Below are 19,191 nucleotides of genomic sequence, written 5' to 3' on the forward strand. Positions count from 1 at the left end.
AGTATATGGTGCAACGCACCAGAAGTAAATATTCTGTATGTGATATATCAAACAGCGCCCCTATTCTGTCGCTCCTGTGCCACAGGCCGCGGTCAGCCGGTCTTCAGCGCCACATCGGGGCCCTCCTGCTCGGTGATGACGCGCCAGATGGCGGCGGCGTTCGGCTTCAGCGACCGCCCCTTGCGGCGCACCAGCACAACCTGCATGGCGGCATGCGGCCGCAGCGGCAGCAGCACCACGCCGGGCGGGACGCCGGCGGCGCGGGCGCGCGATGGGACGACGCCAAGCCCTTGCCGCCGCGCCACCATGCCCAGCACCGCGCAGAAATGGCCCAGGGGCCGATAGACCCGCGGCCGCACGTGATAGGCGGCCATGGCGCGTTCGATGGCGGCCAGCATGCCGGACTGGCGGTCGAGCCCGAACAGCTGCGCATCGTTCAGGTCGCCCCAGCCCAGCGCCTCGCGCGAGGCCAGCGGATGGCCGATCGGCAGCACCGCATGGAAGGTCTCCTCGTACAGCGGCTCGAACTGCAGTTCGGCGCAAGGCTCCGGGTCGCTGACCACCGCGAAATCGACCTCGCCGCCGCGCACCGCATGCAGCGCCGCCTCGGGGGCGACATCGCGCAGCACGATATCGATGTCGGGCCACGCGCTCTGGCAGGCCTGCAGCCACGCCGGCGCCAGCATGGATGACAGCATCGGCCCTACCGCCAGCTGCACGCGCCCATGCGCCGGCCGCGCGCTGGAGTGCGTTTCGTGCAAGGTCTGTTCGACCTCGTCGATCAGATGGCAGATGCGTTCGGACAGCAGCGTGCCGGCCTCGGTCAGTTCGACCTGGCGCGTGGTGCGGTCGAACAGGCGCAGGTCGATTTCCTCTTCCAGTTCGCGCACGCTGCGGCTGACGGCGGATTGCGTCAGTCCGAGCTCGGCGGCGGCACGGGTGAAACTGCGATGCCGCGCGACGGCGGCGAAGGCCTTCAACTGCGGAAGCGAGACATTCATCGTGGTCTCCTCGTGCACCGCATGCCTCGTGGGCTTGCGGCCGCTGCCGGTGCCGCCGGCGTGGGGCCGGCGGGGCAGCGCTGTGCTTTTTTATGTGCCACGGTCGTTCGGCGGGACTGCGGTACGCAGGCTGCGCGAGCGCCGATGGGTCCTTCGATGCTAGTGCAAACGACTATCCACGACGCCTTAACTTTTTTATTAAGATCATTGACGACCATCTATGGATGGACGGCGCTGCCGGCACCATACCGCGCGCCACAGACACACGCCCATCCCGCGGCGGGCGCACGCCACGCCCACCGCGTGCACCGGTGCAGCGGTGCCGCGATGCCGCGATGCCGCGATGCACTGCAGCGAAAACGATCCCGATCACGCGCCGCAGCAAGCGCCGCAGCGCGCGCAACGCCGACCGAACGAGGCCGCCATGAAAAACGCCACGCTGCGCCAGCTCAAGGTCTTCGAAACGGTGGCACGCCACCTGAGCTTTTCGCGCGCGGCCGAGGAATTGCACCTGACCCAGCCCGCCGTCTCCACGCAGGTCCGCCAGCTCGAGAACCACGTGGGCCTGCCGCTGTTCGAGCAGCTCGGCAAGAAGATCTACCTGACCCCCGCGGGCACCGAGATGCTGCACTACAGCCGCAGCATCATCCAGCAGTTCCGCGAGGCCGAGGACGCGATGGCGCAACTGAGCGGCATCGCGGGCGGCCGGCTCAATATCGCGGTAATCAGCGCGGGCGATTACTTCTTCCCCCGCGTGATCGCCGAATTCATGCGGCGCCATCCCGGCGTGACGCTGAACCTCGCGGTGCACAACCGCGAGGAGCTGCTGCACCAGCTCGCCGGCAACCTGACCGACCTGGCGGTGATGGTGCGGCCGCCGGCGGGCATGGACACCGTCAACGATTCGTTCGCGCCCCACCCCTATGTCATCGTCGCCGCGCCGGATCATCCGCTGGTCGGCAAGCGCAACGTGCCGCTGTCCGCGCTGGCGGACGAGGCCTTCATCTGCCGCGAGAAGGGCTCGGACACCTGGAACTCGATGCAGGAAGGCTTCGCGGCGCGGCTGCAGAACCTGCGCATCACGATGGAGATCAAGAGTACCGAGACCATCAAGCAGGCCGTGATCGCCAATATGGGCATCGCCTTCCTGTCCGCCCACACGGTCGCGCTGGAACTGCGCACCGGCCATCTCGCGGTACTCGACGTGGAAGGCTTTCCGGTGATGCTGAACTGGTACGTGGTCCATCGCAAGAACAAGCGGCTGCCGCCGGTCGCGCTCGCGTTCAAGCATTTCCTGCTGAGCGAAGGCGCGGCGCAGATCGATCGCATCACCGCCGTCGACGGCCTGATTCGGGGCAAGGGCGCCGTCCGCTCCTGATCCTGCCCCGGGCTCCCGCCAGGCCCGGTCCGGCCCTGCCCTTGCGCTTGCATCGTCCGACCCATAAACGATGGCTTATGGTTTTGCCGATCAACTTCAATTGTTGTTAATCGTTCGCGGCCCCTATGCTGCCTGCATGTCCCACCGCACCGGCAAAGGAGAGCGACCATGGAACAAGCGCAGATCGAACGGCAGAACGAGATTCCCGCCGCGGCCCCGGTACAACAGCAGCACCAGCAGCAGCCGTCGGTGCAGCAGCAGCTAGCCGCCTACAACTCGGCCTTCGTCGAGCTGGGGCTGCGCTTCCGCTGGGATGAGGCGATGTATGGCTGGCTGTGCGGCGTGGTCGAGTGCGAGCGCACCCGCATCGCGCACTACATCGAGACCTACCACGCGCATCTGCTGACGGCGTACGACGCGCCGTTCCTGAGCCAGCTGATCCTGGAAAAGAAGAACGCGTATCTGGAAGCGATGAGCCGGCGCGCGAGCTGAGCGCCGTCACGTCGTCCCAGCGCAGGCGGGAACCCAGCGTCTTCGAAAGCCACTGGGTCCCCGCCTGAACGGGGACGACATGCTTGCTTCTCCCCTACTTCGCCCCCGACGAGCGCGCGCCGCGCACACCTGCCCGCGCGCCGATTGCGATCCCCGCTGCCGCCGCCGCGGCCAGCGCCAATCCCGCCAGCACCACCCACGGACCATGGCCGCCGGACAGCCAGGCGGCCGACATGGCCACGCCCAGGCCGCCGAGACAGCCGGCGTGCAGCGCGAACACGCCGGCGTGGCGGTAGCCGATCAGGCCGGCCAGCATCGACGCACCGGCGAGCAGATAAGCCAGTTCTTCCGGGTCCGTCATGGCAGGCCTCCATCGCGAGCGAGGCCGGCGGCGCGTTGCCGCGCGGGCTAGCCGCCGACCGGATTGATCAGCGCACCGATGCCTTCGATGCGCACTTCGACGACCGCGCCAGCCTTCATCGAGCCCACGCCGACCGAGGTGCCGCAGGCGATCACGTCGCCCGGCATCAGCGTCATGTCGCGCGACAGCCGGCTGACCACCTGCTCGGGCGTGAAGATCATGTCATCGAGCGGATAGCGCTGGCGCTCGGCCCCATCGAGCCGCGTGACCACGCTGGCATCGCGCCAGTCGAAGCCCGTGACGATGGCCGGGCCCAGGCAGCCGAAGGTGTCGAAGCCCTTGGCACGGCACCACTGCGGGAAATTCGGGTCCTCGGCGATCAGGTCGGCCGCGGTGACGTCGTTGACGACCGTATAGCCGAAGATATGCGCGGCCGCGTCGGCCACCGGCACATCGCGGCAGACACGCCCGATCACGATGCCGAGCTCGCCCTCGAACACGATCTTGCCGCCGTAGCCGGCCGGCCGCGCGATGGTGTCGCCGGGGCCCGCCAGCGAGGTGCCGGGCTTGATCAGGAACAGCGGATGCGCGGGCTCGGGCTTGCCCAGCTTCTGGGCCAGCGCGCGGAAGTTGTTCCACAGCGCGACGATCTTGGACGGCTCGCAGGGCGCAAGCAGCCGCACCTCGTTGCGCGGGAACGAAACGCCGGTCGGGTTCGGCGAGGCGTAGCCCGGGCCGTCGTATTCGAATACCCGCTCGCCGTCGAGCCGGCCCATCCGTGGCCGGCCATCGCCGGCGTCGAAGCGAATCCAGGTTTGCATGGGGTCTCCCGTGGCGCGGGTAAATGTTCAGTGCGGGCAGTGTCGGGGGGACGTGCCCTCTCCGCCGGCCCCTCTCCCGCAAGGCGGGAGAGGGGAGAAAACCGCGGGCCTCGGCAACGCTGTCGTCGCCCGCGTACCGAGCGCCCCTCTCTCTCGCGTGCGGCAGAGGGGTCGAGGGAGAGGGCCAGCGGCGCCTCCCAACGCCGCCGCCCTCTCCCTTCTACGCGCTCAGATCTTGCCCGCGCCGCGCGCCCACTTGTACTTCGCGCCGAGCACCGCGACCGGAATCTCGGTCGAGTACGCGTAGGCCGGCACCCCATGCTGGTACAGGTACTCGGCCGCTTCCTCGACCTGCACGTCGCCGGCCAGAGACGCCACGATCGGCTTCTCGATGCCCTTTGCCGCCATCTCCTCCTTGACCTCGACCACCAGCTTGGCGAACACCATCGGCGGCGTGATGATCGTGTGCCAGTAGCCGAGGATGATCGCGTGGATGCGCGGATCCTCCAGGCCCAGCTTGATCGTGTTCCGATAGGTGGTCGGCGGCTCGCCGCCGGTGATGTCGACCGGATTGCCGGCCGCGCCGAACGGCGGGATGAACTTGCGGAAGGCCGCGTCCAGATCCTCCGGCATCGTCATCAGCGACAGCCCGTTGTCGACGCAGGCATCGGACAGCAGCACGCCCGAGCCGCCCGCGCCGGTGATGATCACCACGTTCTCGCCCTTCGGCGTCGGCAGCTTCGGAATGCCGCGCGCGAACTCGAGCAGGTCGCGCAGCGAGCGGGCGCGAATCACGCCGCATTGCTTGAAGACGTCCTCGTAGATGCGGTCGTCGCCGGCCAGCGCACCGGTATGCGAGCTGGCGGCACGCGCGCCCAGGCTGGTGCGGCCGGCCTTGAGCACCACCACCGGCTTGACCTTCGACACGCGCCGCGCCGCCTCGGCGAACGCGCGCCCGTCCTTCAGGTCCTCGCAATGCTGCGCGATGATCTCGGTCTCGTCGTCCTGCTCGAAGAAGGTCAGCAGATCGTCTTCGTCGATGTCGGACTTGTTGCCCAGGCCAACGATGGCCGATACGCCCATCTTGGCCGAGCGCGAGAAGCCGATGATGGCCATGCCGATGCCGCCCGACTGCGAGGACAGCGCGGCCTTGCCCTTGACGTCATAAGGCGTGCAAAACGTCGCGCACAGATTCTTCGGCGTGTAGTAGAAGCCGTAGATGTTCGGCCCCATCAGCCGGATGTTGTGCTTGCGCGCGATCGCGACGATCTCCTCCTGCCCTTCGACGTTGCCGGTCTCGGCAAACCCCGACGGAATCAGCACGGCGCCGGGAATGCCCTTCCTGCCGACCTCCTCCAGCGCCTGCGCCACCAGCTTGGCGGGGATCGCGAACACCGCCACGTCGATCTCGCCGGGCACGTCGAGCACGCTCTTGTACGCGGTCATGCCCATGATCTCTTCGGCCTTCGGGTGGATCGGATAGATCTTGCCCTGGTAGCCGCCATTGATCAGGTTCTTCATCACCGAGTTGCCGATCTTGCCGTCCTCGGACGAGGCGCCGATCACCGCAACCGTGTCGGGCCGCATGATGCGGTTCATCTGCGCGACGATCTGCTCCTGCGTCGGGCGATAGCGCTGCGGCTGCGGCGCATGGTCCAGCACGATGCGCACGTCGGCCGCGATCGCGCCGTTGGGGCTCGCGAACACCGGGTTCAGGTCCAGCTCGGCGATTTCGGGGAAGTCGGTCACCAGCTGCGACACGCGCTGGATCATGCTGGCCAGCGCCGCGCGATCGACCGGCTCGGCGCCGCGCACGCCCTTGAGCACCTGCGCGGCGGCAATGCCGTCGAGCATGCCGAGCGCATCCTGCTCGCTCGCCGGCGCCATGCGGAAGGTGATGTCCTTGAGCACCTCGACCAGCACGCCGCCGAGGCCGAAGGCCACCAGCTTGCCGAACGACGGATCGGTGACCGCGCCGATGATGACCTCCTGGCCGCCGCCGATCATCTTCTGCACCTGCACGCCGACGATGTCCGCCTTGGCGTTGTAGCGCTTCGCGTTGTCCAGGATGGTCTGGTAGCCCTGCTCGACCTTGCGCGCGTCGTCCAGGCCGACCAGCACGCCGCCGGCCTCGGTCTTGTGCAGGATGTCGGGGGAGACGATCTTCATCACCACCGGAAAGCCGATGCGGCCGGCCAGCTCGACCGCCTCGGCCGCGGACTTCGCCAGCCCTTCGCCCGGCACGGCAATGCCATAGGCATCGCAGACCAGCTTGCCTTCGGGCGCGGTCAGCGCGGTGCGTCCCTGTTCCTTGGCGGTGGCGAGAATATTGCGCACCGCGTCCTTGTCATACGCCATGTCAGACCTCCATCGGGTCATGGTTGCAGCGGAGTTTGCGAACGAAGGGCGGCGCCGGGCCGCCCGGGGCAAGGCGGCGTCAGACCGCGCCGGCCGCGCGCAGCGCCTCGATCTGCGCGGGCGTGCGGCCCAGCCATTCGAGGATCTCGGTGGTGTGCTCGCCCAGCAGCGGCGAGCGATCGACCTGGACCGGCGATTCCGACAGGTTGATCGGGCAGCCGAGCTGCACGTAGCGGCCGCGCTGCGGATGATCGACCTCGACCAGATAGCCGCGCTCGTACAGCGAGCGGTCCTCGATCAGGTCCTTCATCGACAGGATCGGGCCGCACGGCACATCGACCTCGTTGAGCGCTTCCATGACCTCGAACTTGGTGCGCGTGCGCGTCCATTTCTCGATGATCGAGAAGCATTCGGGCAGGCATTTGAGGCGCGCCTCGGGCGTGGCGAATTGCGGATGCGAGATCAGGTCCTCGCGCCCGCACAGCCGCATCAGCGGTTCCCAGCCCTGCGGTTGCACGATCACGTAGACGTAGTCGTTGGCCCCGCCCGGCGCGCAGCGCAGCGCCGCGCCCGGCTGCCCGCCGCCCGAGGCGTTGCCCGCGCGCGGCACGTAGTCGCCGAATTCCTTGTTCGGGTATTCGCGCAGCGCGCCGGCCGCCAGGCGCTGCTGGTCGCGCAGCTTGACGCGGCACAGGTTCAGCACGGCGTCCTGCATCGCCACCTCGACGCGCTGGCCCTTGCCGGTGTGCTCGCGCTGCAGCAGCGCGGCCAAGATGCCGATCACGCAATGCACGCCGGTGCCCGAATCGCCGATCTGCGCCCCGGTCACGGTCGGCGGCCCTTCCTCGAAGCCGGTGGTCGAGGCGGAGCCGCCCATGCACTGCGCCACGTTCTCGTAGGCCTTGCAGTCGGCGTACGGGCCGGGGCCGAAGCCCTTGATCGAGGCGTAGATCAGGCGCGGATTGAGCGCGCGCAGCCGGTCCCAGTCGAAGCCCGCGCGATCGAGCACGCCCGGGCCGAAGTTCTCGACCAGCACGTCGCAGCGCTCGACCAGGTCCTCCAGCAACGCCTTGCCTTCCGGCGTCTTCATGTTCAGCGTCAGGCTGCGCTTGTTGGAGTTCAGCATCGTGAAATAGAGGCTGTCCGCGTTGGGCACATCGCGCAGCTGGCTGCGCGTAATGTCGCCCCGGCCGGGCAGTTCGACCTTGATCACGTCCGCTCCCAGCCACGCCATCAGCTGCGTGGCCGACGGCCCCGCCTGCACGTGCGTCATGTCCAGGATGCGTACTCCTTCCAATGCCTTGCTCATGGCGTCGTCTCCTCGCCTCTATGGTGTGATCGTGGGTTGCACGGGAGCCGGCCGGCGCGGTCGGTGCACGGGGGCGTGCCACGGCGTGCTGGCGCGCGCGAGGGCGTGCGCCGCCCGCCGGATGCGCGGGCCTTGCAGGGGCCTGCGCATCCGGTGCCGCGCGCCGCGAGCGCGCCGCCGGTCCGCCGGCAGCCGGCAGCCGGCAGCCGGCAGCCGGCTACTTGTACATGGTCTGGTTCTTGGTGCCCGGGGCGTATTCGCGCGGATCGACCCAGATATTGATCACCGCGGACTTGCCGGTGCGCGCGATCGATTCCCGCCCGCGCTGCAGCGCGCCGGCGATCTGCGCGGGATCGCGCACCTCCTCGCCGTAGCCGCCCAGCATCTGCGCGAACTGGCTGAACGGCACGTCGGACAGCAGGTTGCCGACGTTGCCGCGCGACTCGCCGTACTTGGCCAGCTGCCCGTAGCGGATCTGGTTCATCGCCGAGTTGTTGCCGATCACGGCCAGATACGGCACGCCGAAGCGGTTGGCGCTCTCCATGTCGAAGGCCGTCATGCCGAAGGAGCCGTCGCCGTAGTAGCACAGCACCTCCTTGCCCGGATTGGCCAGGCCCGCCGCGATGGCAAAGCCGGTGCCGACGCCGAGCGAGCCGAGCGCGCCCGGGTCCATCCACTGGCCCGGATTGCGCGGCCGCACCGCCTGCGCGGAGATCGTGACCACGTCGCCGCCGTCGCCGATATAGATGGTGTCCTCGCCGAGGAAGGCGTTCAGCTCATGGGCGACGCGATACGGATGGATCGGCGTGCTGTCGGACAGGAACAGCGGCATCAGCTTCTGCGTGGCCACGCCTTCGGCCTCGGTCAGGTCCGCCATCCACTTGCGGCGCGCCTGGCGCTTGTCCTGCTTGATGCGGCCGCTGGCGGCCTGCAGCACCGCGCCGAGGATCGCGCCGGGATCGCCGACCAGCCCCAGGTCGATCTCGCGATTCTTGCCGACGGTGCGGTAGTCCATGTCGATCTGCACCAGCGTCAGCTCCTTGCTGATGCGCTTGCCGTAGCCCATGCGGAAGTCGAACGGCGTGCCGACGATCACCAGCACGTCTGCATTGGCGAAGGCCTGCGAGCGGGTACGGTCGAAGTGATGCGGATCGCCCGGCGGCAGCAGCCCGCGGCTCGCGCCATTGAAATAGCCCGGGATATCGAGCCCGCGCAGCAGCGCGATCGCTTCCTCATGACCGCGCGCGGTCCACACCTGCTGGCCGAACAGGATGGCCGGACGCTCGGCATTGACCAGGATGTCGGCGAGCTTCTCGATGTCGCGCGGATCGCCGATCGACTTCGTCGAGGCGCGATAGTGGCCGGGGCGCGGCACCACCGCGCGGGCGACGTCGACCTCGCGGTCCAGCACGTCGCGCGGAATCTCCAGATAGGCGGGCCCGGGCGCGCCGTTGAAGCATTCGCGCGCGGCCATCGAGATCATGTCGGCGACGCGCTCGGTGCTCGGCACGGTGGCGGCGAACTTGGTGATCGGCGCCATCATGTCGACGTGCGGCAGATCCTGCAGCGAGCCCATCTTGTGCTGGGTCAGCGCGCCCTGCCCGCCGATATGCAGCACCGGGCTTTCGGAGCGGAAGGCGGTGGCGATGCCGGTGACGGCATTGGTGCAGCCCGGACCGGCGGTGGTCACCACGCAGCCGAGCTTGCCGGTCTGGCGCGCATAGCCGTCGGCCGCATGCGCGGCGACCTGTTCGTGACGCACGTCGATAATGCGGATCCCCTCGTCGACGCAGCCATCGTAGATGTCGATGATATGGCCGCCGCAGAGCGTGAAGATGGTATCGACCCCTTCGTTCTTCAGCGCCCGCGCGACCAGATGGCCGCCCGACACGATGCCGGCATCCCGGCTCTTCTGCTTCAGGGTGTCATCGGCCGTCGTCGATTCCGGCCGCAGCGATACGACTGCAGACATGTGTTGGTCTCCTCGTTGGACTCCGGGCGGGCCGTTTGCATGGGCACGCACCGCTTCACCTTCTTCTTTCGGCAGGGCTGCCGGCTTGCGACGCGAATCGATCGTTTCAGGCGATCTTGATGACATACCGTATGTGATATATCAAAGGTCGGCAAGGAGAAAATGTGGGAGAGGCGCTGAATTTCGACGACGCATCGCAGCAAAACAGTCGTTTTCATGCCGATAAATTCGGCCAACTCCTATAAACGCTTGCGCTTAGTGGCGGCGCGCATCAATTCCGAGGCGATCGTGATCGTGTACCGCTGCCGGCCAATAATTCGCCTTGTTGCGCATTGATATATTACATACCATATCCACGCAGGCTTCCGGCGCAATGCCGCCCCCTCCTGTCAGCCACCACAACGACGTATCCAAACCAGTGAGGAGACAGTGAACATTCACGAATATCAGGCCAAGGAGCTGCTGCGGCGCTACGACGTCGCCGTGCCGCGGGGCGCGGTTGCGTTCACGCCGGACGAGGCAGCCAACGCGGCGCGCACGCTCGGGGGCCCGCTCTGGGTCGTCAAATCGCAGATCCATGCCGGCGGCCGCGGCGCCGGACGCTTCCAGAACGATCCCGGCGGCAAGGGCGGCGTGCGCGTGGCGCGTTCGCTCGAGGCGGTGCGCGAGGAAGCCGGCAAGATACTCGGCGCGGTGCTGGTCACGAAGCAGACCGGCGCGGCCGGCCGCGAGGTGCGGCGCCTCTATGTCGAGGAAGGCTGCGACATCGCGCGCGAGCTCTATTTCGGCATGCTGATCGACCGCGCAACCTCGCGCATCACGCTGATGGCATCGACCGAAGGCGGCATGGACATCGAGGAGGTGGCCGCGCACACGCCGGAGAAGATCCTGAAGCTGGCGATCGATCCGGCCACCGGCATCCAGCCCTTCCACGCGCGGCGCCTGGCCTTCGGGCTCGGCCTGCGCGGCAAGCAGATCGGCGAGGCCACGCGGCTGTTCCTGGCGGCCTATCGCGCCTTCACCGAGCTGGACGCCTCGATCGTCGAGATCAATCCGCTGGTGGTCACGCACAGCGGCCACGTGATGGCGCTGGACGCCAAGTTCAACTTCGACGACAACGCGCTGTTCCGCCATCCCGATATCGAGGCGATGCGCGACGAGGCCGAGGAAGACCCGGCCGAGACCGAGGCCGCGCGCCATGCGCTGAACTACGTCAAGCTCGACGGCAATATCGGCTGCATGGTCAATGGCGCCGGCCTGGCGATGGCGACGATGGACATCATCCAGCTGCATGGCGGCAAGCCGGCCAACTTCCTCGACGTCGGCGGCGGCGCGACGCGCGAGCGCGTGGCGACGGCGTTCCGTCTGATCCTGGCCGACCGCAATGTCGAAGGGATTCTCGTCAATATCTTCGGCGGCATCATGCGCTGCGACGTGATCGCCGAGGGCGTGGTCGCGGCCGCGCGCGAGGTCGACCTGACCGTGCCGCTGGTGGTGCGGCTCGAAGGCACCAACGTCGAACTGGGCAAGGCCATCCTGCGGGATTCGGGATTGCCGATCGTCTCGGCGGACGACCTCGCCGACGCCGCGACCAAGGTCGTCGCGGCCACGAGGAACACCAAGCGGGGAGGACATTGAGATGGCCGTGCTGATCGACAACAACACCAGGGTGCTGTGCCAGGGCCTGACCGGCGCGCAGGGCAGCTTCCATACCGAACAGGCGCTGGCCTACGGCACCAGGATGGTCGGCGGCGTGACGCCCGGCAAAGGCGGCGAGACCCACCTCGGCCTGCCAGTGTTCGACACCGTCGCCGAGGCGGCCGAGCGCACCGGCGCGCAGGCCTCCGTGATCTACGTGCCGCCGCCCTTCGCGGCCGACGCGATCCTCGAAGCGGTCGACGCCGGCCTCGAGCTGGTGGTCTGCATCACCGAGGGCATCCCGGTGCTGGACATGGTGCGCGTCAAGCGCGCGCTGGCTGGCTCGCGCACGCGCCTGGTCGGTCCGAACTGTCCGGGCGTGATCACGCCGGGGCAATGCAAGATCGGCATCATGCCCGGCCATATCCATCGGCCCGGCAGGATCGGCGTGGTGTCGCGCTCCGGCACGCTGACCTATGAAGCGGTGGCGCAGACCAGCGCGGCCGGCCTGGGGCAGTCGACCTGCATCGGCATCGGCGGCGATCCCGTCAACGGCACCAACTTCATCGATTGCCTGCGGCTGTTCCTCGAGGACGACGACACCGAGGGCATCATCATGATCGGCGAGATCGGCGGTTCGGCGGAGGAGGAAGCCGCGCAGTTCCTGCGCGACAGCGGCAGCGACAAGCCGGTGGTCGGCTTTATCGCCGGCACCACCGCGCCGCCGGGCCGGCGCATGGGCCATGCCGGCGCCATCATCTCGGGCGGCAGCGGTACCGCCGATGCCAAGATCGAGGCGATGCGCGCGGCCGGCATCCACGTGTCGCGCTCGCCGGCCGAACTGGGGCAGACGATGGCGAAAGCGCTGGGGGTGTAGCACCGTAGCGTGTCGCGCCGCCGCCGTTGCGCGATGCCGCGGCGGCGGCCGTGCTACAGGCCCACCACACTCGCAGGATCGCCGTCGTCAGCCGATGCGGCCGAGCACCGTCGGCAAACCCGATGCCAGCATCATCACGCCCGACACCGTCAGCAGCGTCAGCACGATCGCGCGGAAACGCGCCTCGTCGATGCGGTGATAGACCTTTGCGCCGATCAGCGTGGGAATCAGCATCGCGGGCGCGACCACCGCGAACCGGGGCAGCATCTCGACGGTGACGTTGCCCGCGATCAGGTAGACCGCCATCGTCACGGCCAGGATGGTCAGGTTGAAGTTCTGGATGATGGCGCGCTGCCGGTCCTTCTGATAGCCGCGCAAGGTGCACCACAGCGTCGGCACGGTGCCGCTGAACCCGCCGATCGCGCTCATCACGCCGCCGATCAGGCCGGCGCCGGCATCGCCGCTGCGGCCGCCCCAGCGCAGCGGCGGCAGCCGCCGCGCCATCAGCATGGCCGGGCACCATAGCACCAGGAAGGCGCCGATCGCGGTCTTGAACGAGGCCATGTCGAGATACGGCAGCAGCAGCATGCCGAGCGGAATGCCGGCCAGCCCGCCGGCAATGAAAGGCGCCAGCGCCGCGACATCGAAGCCGCGCCGCACGCGCACCGCGGCGATCAATTGCCCGGTCAGCGAGCCGAACACCGTCAGCACCGCGGCCATGCGCGGTTCCAGCGTCCATGCCCACAGCGACATCGCCACCATGCCGAAGGCAAAGCCCGACAGCCCCTGCACGAATCCCGCCAGGGCGGCGCCAAGGGCGATGATCAGATATTCCATCGGGCGGTCGGGAAGGCTGTCGGGAGGGCGGCGGGCAAGGCGGCGGGCAAGGCGATCAAGGACAGGATGACGGGCAAGCCCGAAGCCCCGCGATATTACCGGGGAATGCCGCCGCCCGGGCCCGTCAGACCCTCGCCAACGCGCGCGCGAGGCGCCGTACGCCCTCTTCGATTTCGGCCACCGACGGCGTCGCGAACGACAGCCGCAGCGCCGGTGATGGCTGCCCGGTTGCCACGTGGAAGGCCTTGCCGGGGACGAACAGCACGTTTTCCTCGATCGCCTCGCGCAGCAGTGCGGCGGAATCGACGCCCTCGGGCAGCGAGGCCCAGACGAACATGCCACCGCCAGGCCGCGCATAGTCGACGCGGCCGCCGAGCTCGCGATCGAGCGCCGACACCATGGCGTCGCGCTTGTCGCGGTAGACCGCGACGATGCGCGCGATCTGTCCGCGCAGATGGCCGGCGTCCAGATAGGCGGCCATCGCGCGCTGGATCCACGGCGGCGTGCACAGGTCCGAGGCCTGCTTGGCCAGCACCGCGCGCCGCACCACGTCGGGATGCGCGGCCATCCAGCCGATCCGCAGGCCGGGGGCCACGGTCTTCGACAGGCTGCCCAGGTAGATGATGCGGTCGCGCAGTGCGGGCTCGCCGTTTGCCATCGACAGCAGCGTCGCGGGCGGCGCGCCGTCGAAGGCGAGGCAGCCGTACGGATCGTCCTCGATCACCAGCAGCTCGTATTGCGCGGCGAGCCGCAGCACCTCCTGACGCCGCCGAAGCGACAACGTCGCGCCGGTCGGATTGGCGAAGGTCGGCACCAGATAGATCAGGCGCGGGCGCTCGGCCGGCGCGCAGTCGCGCAGGCATTGGTCCAGCGCGACGGTATCGATCCCTTCGGCATCGGCCCGCACCGGCACCAGCCGGGCACCGGCCAGGCGCAGCGCCTGGATCGCGGCCGGATAGGTCGGCGCCTCGACGATCACCGGCACGCCGGGCTCGACGAAGGCGCGCACCAGGAAGTCGAAGCCCTGTTGCGAGCCCGAGGTCACCAGGATCCGTTCGGCGGGCGTCGGCGCGCCGGCCTGCCCCATCTGCCGGCTCAGCGCCTCGCGCAGCGCCGGCACGCCTTCGGTGGCGCCGTATTGCAGGCATTCGGCCGGATGGCTGGCCAGCGCCTCGGCCATGCACTGGCCGATCGCCGCGGTATCGAAGGTCGAGGCGGCCGGGTAGCCGCCGGCGAACGAGATCATGCCCGGGCGGGACAGGTAGGGGAACAGCTCGCGGATCGGCGAGCCGACCGGCTGCTGGAAGGCCGAGGCAAAGGGGAACATGGTGGCGTCCGTGCTTGTCATTGGTCCGGTCTGGTCATTCGTCCGGGCCCGTCATTCGCCCTTGCCGAGCCACAGGCGGCTCAGCGTGCGGCGCGGATCGAGCCGCGACTGCATCGCGCCGACATGGCCGAGCACGGCGTCCGCGGTGAAATCGCGATAGAAGCGTTCGTTGTACGGGCCGATGCCGTGTTCCGCGCTGAAGCTGCCGTCGAAACGCTCGACCGTCAGCCGGTACAGCTCGGCACGGACCTCGCTCGCCACCGCCTCGTCGTAGGCCGGCGCGTCCTGCAGCGGCCAGACCATGTTCAGGTGAACGCCGCCGTCGCCGAGATGGCCGAAGTCGTAGATGCGCAGCCACGGATAGCGCGCGGCGATCAGCGCGCGCGCCTCTGCGCGGAACGCCGGGAAGCGCGAGCGCGGCACCGACAGGTCCAGCGCGATGATCTTGCCTTCGTTGCGGATCGACTCGGTGATCGAATGGCGCAGGCGCCAGAGCGCCTCGGGCTTGCCGACCACCGCGTTGCCGATCAGCGTGCCGTAGTGGCGCTCCAGGAAGTCCATCAGCAGCGCCTCGAGATCGAGCCCGCCGGCGCGGCTCGGCATCGTCGACGACAGCTCGACCAGCATCGCGTAGTCGGCCCCTTCCATCTCGGCGAAGGGGTCCTCGACATCGTCCAGGTGGCGCACCACGGCCTGCGCCGCTTCGCGCGAGATGCCCTCGCACGACGACAGGAAATCGCCCAGCTCCGCGTTCAGCGCCAGCAGCAGCGCCTCGAGCTCGGCCACGCCGGTGGGCACCAGCAGCGCGGTGGCGGTCTGCGCCGGCAGCGGATAGACCCGCAGCGTCGCCGCGGTGACCACGCCGAAGGCACCGCCGGTGCCGACGAACAGCTGCTTGAAATCAAAGCCGACATTGTTCTTGCGCAGCGCCCGGTTCAGGTCCAGCAGTTCGCCGGCCGGCTCGGCCAGCACCGCCTCGACCCCCAGCAGGTTCTGCCGGACGTCGCCGTACTTGAGCAGCCGCGCGCCGCCGGTATTGGCGGCGATCATGCCGCCGATGGTCGGGTCGGCGCCCAGGTCCACCGGGAAGAACAGGCCGTCCTGCGCGAGCCGGGTATTGAGCTCGCTGAGCAGCACGCCGGCACCGACGGTCACCGACTGGTTCAGCGGGTCGACCGCGATGGCGCCCTTCAGGCGCGCGGTGCTCAGCACGATCTGCTCGCCGCCCGCATCGGGCGTCGACGCACCGACCAGGCCGGTGTTCGCGCCCTGCACGACCAGCCGCACGCCGAAGCGCTGCGCGGCGGCCACCACGGCCTGCACCTGCTCGCGCGTGGCCGGCCGCACCACCGCCGCGGCGGTGCCGGCGCCGTAGCGCGCGCCGGTCTCGTAGCCGGCGCGGTCGGTCGCATCGGTCAGCACGTCGAGGTCCGGATGGGCCTGCGACAGAAACCCGATCAGCTCCTTGCTGGACGACATCTGCGCGGCCTCAGACCGTGGCCGCGGTCATCTTGAAGATGCCCTGCGCGTTGGAGGCGTCGAAGCCCAGGTCCAGCTTGTTCTGGCTGCCGCCATCGGCATAGCGGTCGCGCGTGATGAACTCGTAGAACGAACCCGGCACCTCGCGCATCACGATCTCGCCGGCGGCGCCGACGAACTCGCGCATCACCGGATCGGCGCGGAACGCGGTCTGCTTGACGCGGCCGCTGCCCGACACCTCGACCTTTTCCTTGATCGGCCGGCCGAGCGCGCGCTGCTGGTCGCTCAGCGCGAACACGTCCTCGACGCGGTCGGTCGCGTGGTTGAAGGCATTGCCCTCGGTGGCGATCCACGCCATCTCGGCCGATTCCTGCAGGATGCGCTGGTAGTCCTCCAGCCGCGGCGTGTCGTGATGGCGCTCGAAGCAGGCGGTGAGGTTGCAGATCACGTGGATGGCCTCGTCCTGCGGCAGCGTGCGGTCGCGGTCGAGCTTCCACAGCAGCGCCACCGTGTCCGGACGCAGCGGATCGACCGAGGTCGACACCACGCGGGTCACCGCGGCCTGCAGCTCGGCGCTGAAGCGCTCGGGGTGGAATTCGCTGACGAAGAACTGCGCGATGCCGTCCGGCGCGTCTTCATGCGCATAGGAGCGGCCGGTCATGCCGATGCGGTCGAGCGGATAGGTGCCATTCAGGCGATAGCCCAGCGGCCGCAGGAAGCGCGTGAAGGCCGCCTCCCCAGGAGGCAGCTGGCCATTGGCCTGCCACGCCACCGTGCGCAGCGCGCCATGGTCGAAGTTGACCTTGCCGCCGGCGGCGGCGACATCCTCGGTGTACTCGCGGCCGGTCGGCACGCGCGTCAGGATGCCGTCGAACAGCACCACGTTCAGCGCGTGCGCGATTTCGGCACGGCTGGGCTGGCCGGCGGCACCGGCGGGCAGGCCCGCGGGCGTTTCGATCAGCGACAGCAGCTTGGCGGCCTTGGTCGCGCCCACGCAGGCGGACACCAGAGAGAGGATGTGGTTGGACATGGAGACTCTGAAGACAATGAAGACGATGGCTTGGGAAAACGGATCGCGGGCGCGGCGGCACCGGCCTGCGAAAAGAACGGCGGCCCGCCATGCAGGCCGCCGCCGACGGAAATCAATCGATGGTCGCGCCGGACTGCCTGACGACCTCGCCCCACTTCTCGCGGTCGCGCTTGACCAGCTCGGCGAACTGGGTGGGCGTGTTGAAGGCCGGTTCGGCGCCGATATTGCGCATGCGGCCGAGGATCTTCGCGTCATTCAGCGCGACCGCCAGGTCCTTGCTGATCTTCTCGGCCACCGCCGGCGGCACCCCCTTCGGCGCGAACAGGCCGAACCACGGCGTCGCGTCGAAGCCCGGCACCGGACCGGCTGCGGCCACCGTCGGCACATCCTGCAGCGCCGGCGAGCGCTGCGCCGAGGTCACCGCCAGCGGCTTGAGCTTGCCGGCGCGAATGAATTCGAGCGAGGCGGGCAGGTTGTCGAACATCACGTCGACATTGCCGGCCATCATGTCCGAGATCGCCGGGCTGCTGCCCTTGTAGGGCACGTGGCTCATCTCGGTGTGGGTCATGCGCTGGAACAGCTCGCCGGCCAGATGGGTCGAGGTACCGTTGCCGGCCGAGGCCATGTTGACCTTCTTCGGATTGGCCTTCACATAGGCGACGAAATCGGGCAGCGACATCACCCTGGAGCGCTCGGCGAACGCGGGCGACATCACCAGCACGTTCGGCACGCGGGCGACCAGCGACACCGGCGCGAAATCGGCGACGTCGTAGGCCAGCTTGCGGTACAGCGTCGGATTGATGGCGAACTCGCCGACCGAGCCCATCAGCAGCGTATAGCCGTCGGACGGCGCCTTCGCCGCCAGGCTGGTGCCGACGATGCCGCCGGCACCGGGACGGTTGTCGACGATGACCGGCTGGCCCCAGACCTTCGACAATTGATCGCCGATCAGCCGGGTTACCATATCGGTCGTCCCGCCCGGCGGGTACGGCACGACGATGCGGACCGCCTTGTTCGGAAAATCCTGCGTCTGCGCTACGGCTGAGGTCATCGGCACGGCCAGCGCGACGGCCGCGATGGCGGCAGCGATGGCAGCAGGAATGCGGGACGGGTTCATCTTTGTCATGCGGTCTCCTCCGGGGGCTCTTGCTGTGTTGGTATTGGTGTTGGTATTGGCTTTGGTATTTGCTACGGCGCCGATTCTTTCTCATCCCCGAACGGTGCTCAAGCGAGAAATTTGCCGGGGTTGATGAGAAAAACGCATCAACTTTGCGGGCCACGTCGCACCTACGCCCCGCCCACGTCCTGCCCACTTCGCAACCACGTTCCACCCCATCGCGCCAATGGCTTTTCGCGTCCCCAGCCTGTCCAGTCTTCGCGCCTTCGAGGCCGCCGCCTCGCATCTGAACCTGCGCCGCGCGGCGGCCGATCTCTACGTCACCGAGAGCGCGGTGTCGCGGCAGATCGCCACGCTGGAAAGCCAGCTCGGCGTGCAGCTGTTCCATCGCGTCAACCAGCGGCTGACGCTGACGCCGGCCGGCACGCTGTACAGCCGGCAGGTCCGCGAAACGCTGCGCAAGCTGCAGCGCGATACGCTGGACATCATGGCGCACGAGGGCAGCGGCGGCATCGTCGAGCTCGCCTGCCTGCCGACGCTGGCGGTCGAATGGCTGATTCCGCGGCTGCCCGACTTCTACGCGCGCCATCCGCAGGTGGTGCTGAACCTGACCGCGCGCTCGGACGTGTTCCTGTTCGACGGAACGGATTTCGACGCCGCCATCCACTTCGGCGAGCCGCACTATCCGGGAGCGCGCGCCGACCCGCTGTTTCCCGAGGAGTCGGTGCCGGTCTGCCATCCCGACTACTTCGGCGGCCGCAAGCGCATCCGCCCGGCCGATATCGCCGGGGCGGAGCTTTTGCATCTGTCGACGCGCCAGTTCGAGTGGGAACAATGGATGCGCCTCGCAGGCGTCGAGGACGTCAATGCGATGCGCGGCACGCGCTACGACCACCACAGCATGGTGATCGCCGCCGCGCGCGCGAAGCTGGGCATCGGGCTGGTGCCGCGCTTCCTGGTCGAGCGCTATCTGGAGGAAGGCGAGCTGGTGATGCCGGTGCCGCTGGCGATGCCGTCATCGGGCGGGTACTACCTCGTCTATCCCGAAATGCAGCCGGTCAGCGACGCGATGTCGCGGTTGCGGGAATGGCTGCTGGAGTCGGCCTCGGAATTCGTGCGGGAGACGCAGGCGCGGGCGTGATGCTGGTGCGGCCATGATGCGGCGGGGCCAGCATGCCGCGGAGACATGATTCG

Annotated in this window: 16 protein-coding genes; 5 read left to right on the top strand and 11 right to left on the bottom strand. The window is 68.5% G+C overall.

All coding sequences use genetic code 11. The features are described from left to right. Positions 1–92 precede the first annotated feature (92 nt). Entirely contained in the window at positions 93–1,001 is a 909-nt protein-coding gene (locus K7G19_RS04920; protein ID WP_226106084.1) for a LysR family transcriptional regulator, read from the bottom strand. Between the two features lie 424 nt (positions 1,002–1,425). Between K7G19_RS04920 and K7G19_RS04925 the strand changes: the two genes are divergently transcribed. Then, positions 1,426–2,379: a LysR family transcriptional regulator gene (locus K7G19_RS04925; protein WP_149316231.1), complete on the top strand. Its 954-nt coding sequence runs from the start codon at positions 1,426–1,428 to the stop codon at positions 2,377–2,379. 168 nt (positions 2,380–2,547) lie between these two features. Then, positions 2,548–2,871, top strand: a complete 324-nt coding sequence (locus K7G19_RS04930; protein ID WP_187829068.1) for a LysR family transcriptional regulator — start codon at positions 2,548–2,550, stop codon at positions 2,869–2,871. 94 nt (positions 2,872–2,965) lie between these two features. Here the strand turns inward: K7G19_RS04930 and K7G19_RS04935 are convergent, their stop codons facing one another. The 5 genes from K7G19_RS04935 to K7G19_RS04955 all read right to left on the bottom strand — a co-directional run bounded on the left by K7G19_RS04935 (position 2,966) and on the right by K7G19_RS04955 (position 9,692). Then, entirely contained in the window at positions 2,966–3,232 is a 267-nt protein-coding gene (locus K7G19_RS04935) for a hypothetical protein (protein WP_149316232.1), read from the bottom strand. Positions 3,233–3,279: 47 nt separating this feature from the next. Beyond that, positions 3,280–4,053 (bottom strand): fumarylacetoacetate hydrolase family protein, encoded by a 774-nt coding sequence (locus K7G19_RS04940; protein ID WP_226106085.1) that lies wholly within the window; start codon positions 4,051–4,053, stop codon positions 3,280–3,282. 228 nt (positions 4,054–4,281) lie between these two features. Beyond that, the gene (locus tag K7G19_RS04945; protein ID WP_226106086.1) at positions 4,282–6,411 is read right to left on the bottom strand and encodes an acetate--CoA ligase family protein; all 2,130 of its coding nucleotides are present in this window, start codon (positions 6,409–6,411) and stop codon (positions 4,282–4,284) included. A gap of 79 nt (positions 6,412–6,490) precedes the next feature. Beyond that, a complete protein-coding gene (gene frc, locus K7G19_RS04950) occupies positions 6,491–7,720 on the bottom strand; it encodes a formyl-CoA transferase (RefSeq protein WP_149316235.1) in 1,230 nt (409 codons plus the stop codon). Between the two features lie 217 nt (positions 7,721–7,937). Next, complete coding sequence (locus tag K7G19_RS04955; protein WP_226106087.1) at positions 7,938–9,692, bottom strand: thiamine pyrophosphate-binding protein; 1,755 nt, start codon at positions 9,690–9,692, stop codon at positions 7,938–7,940. Between the two features lie 429 nt (positions 9,693–10,121). On the opposite strand from K7G19_RS04955, the gene sucC reads away from it, so the two are divergent. Beyond that, positions 10,122–11,330, top strand: a complete 1,209-nt coding sequence (gene sucC / locus K7G19_RS04960; RefSeq protein WP_226106088.1) for an ADP-forming succinate--CoA ligase subunit beta — start codon at positions 10,122–10,124, stop codon at positions 11,328–11,330. Between the two features lies 1 nt (position 11,331). Next, positions 11,332–12,207 carry a succinate--CoA ligase subunit alpha gene (gene sucD / locus K7G19_RS04965; RefSeq protein WP_149316238.1) on the top strand — a complete coding sequence of 292 codons (876 nt, stop codon included), beginning with the start codon at positions 11,332–11,334 and terminating at the stop codon, positions 12,205–12,207. Between the two features lie 87 nt (positions 12,208–12,294). Here the strand turns inward: sucD and K7G19_RS04970 are convergent, their stop codons facing one another. From K7G19_RS04970 to K7G19_RS04990, 5 genes are all read right to left on the bottom strand, one after another. Beyond that, positions 12,295–13,044 (bottom strand): sulfite exporter TauE/SafE family protein, encoded by a 750-nt coding sequence (locus K7G19_RS04970; protein ID WP_150082514.1) that lies wholly within the window; start codon positions 13,042–13,044, stop codon positions 12,295–12,297. A 124-nt stretch (positions 13,045–13,168) separates the two neighbouring features. Next, on the bottom strand, positions 13,169–14,392 hold the full coding sequence (locus K7G19_RS04975) for a PLP-dependent aminotransferase family protein (RefSeq protein ID WP_226106089.1): 1,224 nt from the start codon (positions 14,390–14,392) through the stop codon (positions 13,169–13,171). A gap of 30 nt (positions 14,393–14,422) precedes the next feature. Then, positions 14,423–15,850 carry an FAD-binding oxidoreductase gene (locus K7G19_RS04980; RefSeq protein ID WP_226106090.1) on the bottom strand — a complete coding sequence of 476 codons (1,428 nt, stop codon included), beginning with the start codon at positions 15,848–15,850 and terminating at the stop codon, positions 14,423–14,425. 10 nt (positions 15,851–15,860) lie between these two features. After that, positions 15,861–16,880, bottom strand: a complete 1,020-nt coding sequence (locus K7G19_RS04985; protein WP_226106092.1) for a DUF1338 domain-containing protein — start codon at positions 16,878–16,880, stop codon at positions 15,861–15,863. A gap of 112 nt (positions 16,881–16,992) precedes the next feature. Further along, positions 16,993–18,006 (bottom strand): tripartite tricarboxylate transporter substrate binding protein, encoded by a 1,014-nt coding sequence (locus K7G19_RS04990; RefSeq protein WP_226106094.1) that lies wholly within the window; start codon positions 18,004–18,006, stop codon positions 16,993–16,995. 217 nt (positions 18,007–18,223) lie between these two features. Between K7G19_RS04990 and K7G19_RS04995 the strand changes: the two genes are divergently transcribed. Then, on the top strand, positions 18,224–19,138 hold the full coding sequence (locus K7G19_RS04995; RefSeq protein ID WP_150082509.1) for a LysR substrate-binding domain-containing protein: 915 nt from the start codon (positions 18,224–18,226) through the stop codon (positions 19,136–19,138). The last annotated feature ends 53 nt before the right edge of the window (positions 19,139–19,191 follow it).

Source organism: Cupriavidus sp. DB3 (assembly GCF_020418465.1).
Lineage (GTDB): Bacteria > Pseudomonadota > Gammaproteobacteria > Burkholderiales > Burkholderiaceae > Cupriavidus > Cupriavidus cauae.

Coding starts and splice junctions, on each gene's coding strand:
- sucD (WP_149316238.1), top strand. CDS start 11,332: ATGGCCGTGCTGATCGACAACAACACCAGGGTGCTGTGCCAGGGCCTG.
- K7G19_RS04955 (WP_226106087.1), bottom strand. CDS start 9,692: ATGTCTGCAGTCGTATCGCTGCGGCCGGAATCGACGACGGCCGATGAC.
- K7G19_RS04995 (WP_150082509.1), top strand. CDS start 18,224: ATGGCTTTTCGCGTCCCCAGCCTGTCCAGTCTTCGCGCCTTCGAGGCC.
- K7G19_RS04970 (WP_150082514.1), bottom strand. CDS start 13,044: ATGGAATATCTGATCATCGCCCTTGGCGCCGCCCTGGCGGGATTCGTG.
- frc (WP_149316235.1), bottom strand. CDS start 7,720: ATGAGCAAGGCATTGGAAGGAGTACGCATCCTGGACATGACGCACGTG.
- K7G19_RS04985 (WP_226106092.1), bottom strand. CDS start 16,880: ATGTCCAACCACATCCTCTCTCTGGTGTCCGCCTGCGTGGGCGCGACC.
- K7G19_RS04975 (WP_226106089.1), bottom strand. CDS start 14,392: ATGACAAGCACGGACGCCACCATGTTCCCCTTTGCCTCGGCCTTCCAG.
- K7G19_RS04930 (WP_187829068.1), top strand. CDS start 2,548: ATGGAACAAGCGCAGATCGAACGGCAGAACGAGATTCCCGCCGCGGCC.
- K7G19_RS04945 (WP_226106086.1), bottom strand. CDS start 6,411: ATGGCGTATGACAAGGACGCGGTGCGCAATATTCTCGCCACCGCCAAG.
- K7G19_RS04990 (WP_226106094.1), bottom strand. CDS start 18,006: ATGACAAAGATGAACCCGTCCCGCATTCCTGCTGCCATCGCTGCCGCC.
- K7G19_RS04935 (WP_149316232.1), bottom strand. CDS start 3,232: ATGACGGACCCGGAAGAACTGGCTTATCTGCTCGCCGGTGCGTCGATG.
- K7G19_RS04920 (WP_226106084.1), bottom strand. CDS start 1,001: ATGAATGTCTCGCTTCCGCAGTTGAAGGCCTTCGCCGCCGTCGCGCGG.
- K7G19_RS04940 (WP_226106085.1), bottom strand. CDS start 4,053: ATGCAAACCTGGATTCGCTTCGACGCCGGCGATGGCCGGCCACGGATG.
- K7G19_RS04980 (WP_226106090.1), bottom strand. CDS start 15,850: ATGTCGTCCAGCAAGGAGCTGATCGGGTTTCTGTCGCAGGCCCATCCG.
- K7G19_RS04925 (WP_149316231.1), top strand. CDS start 1,426: ATGAAAAACGCCACGCTGCGCCAGCTCAAGGTCTTCGAAACGGTGGCA.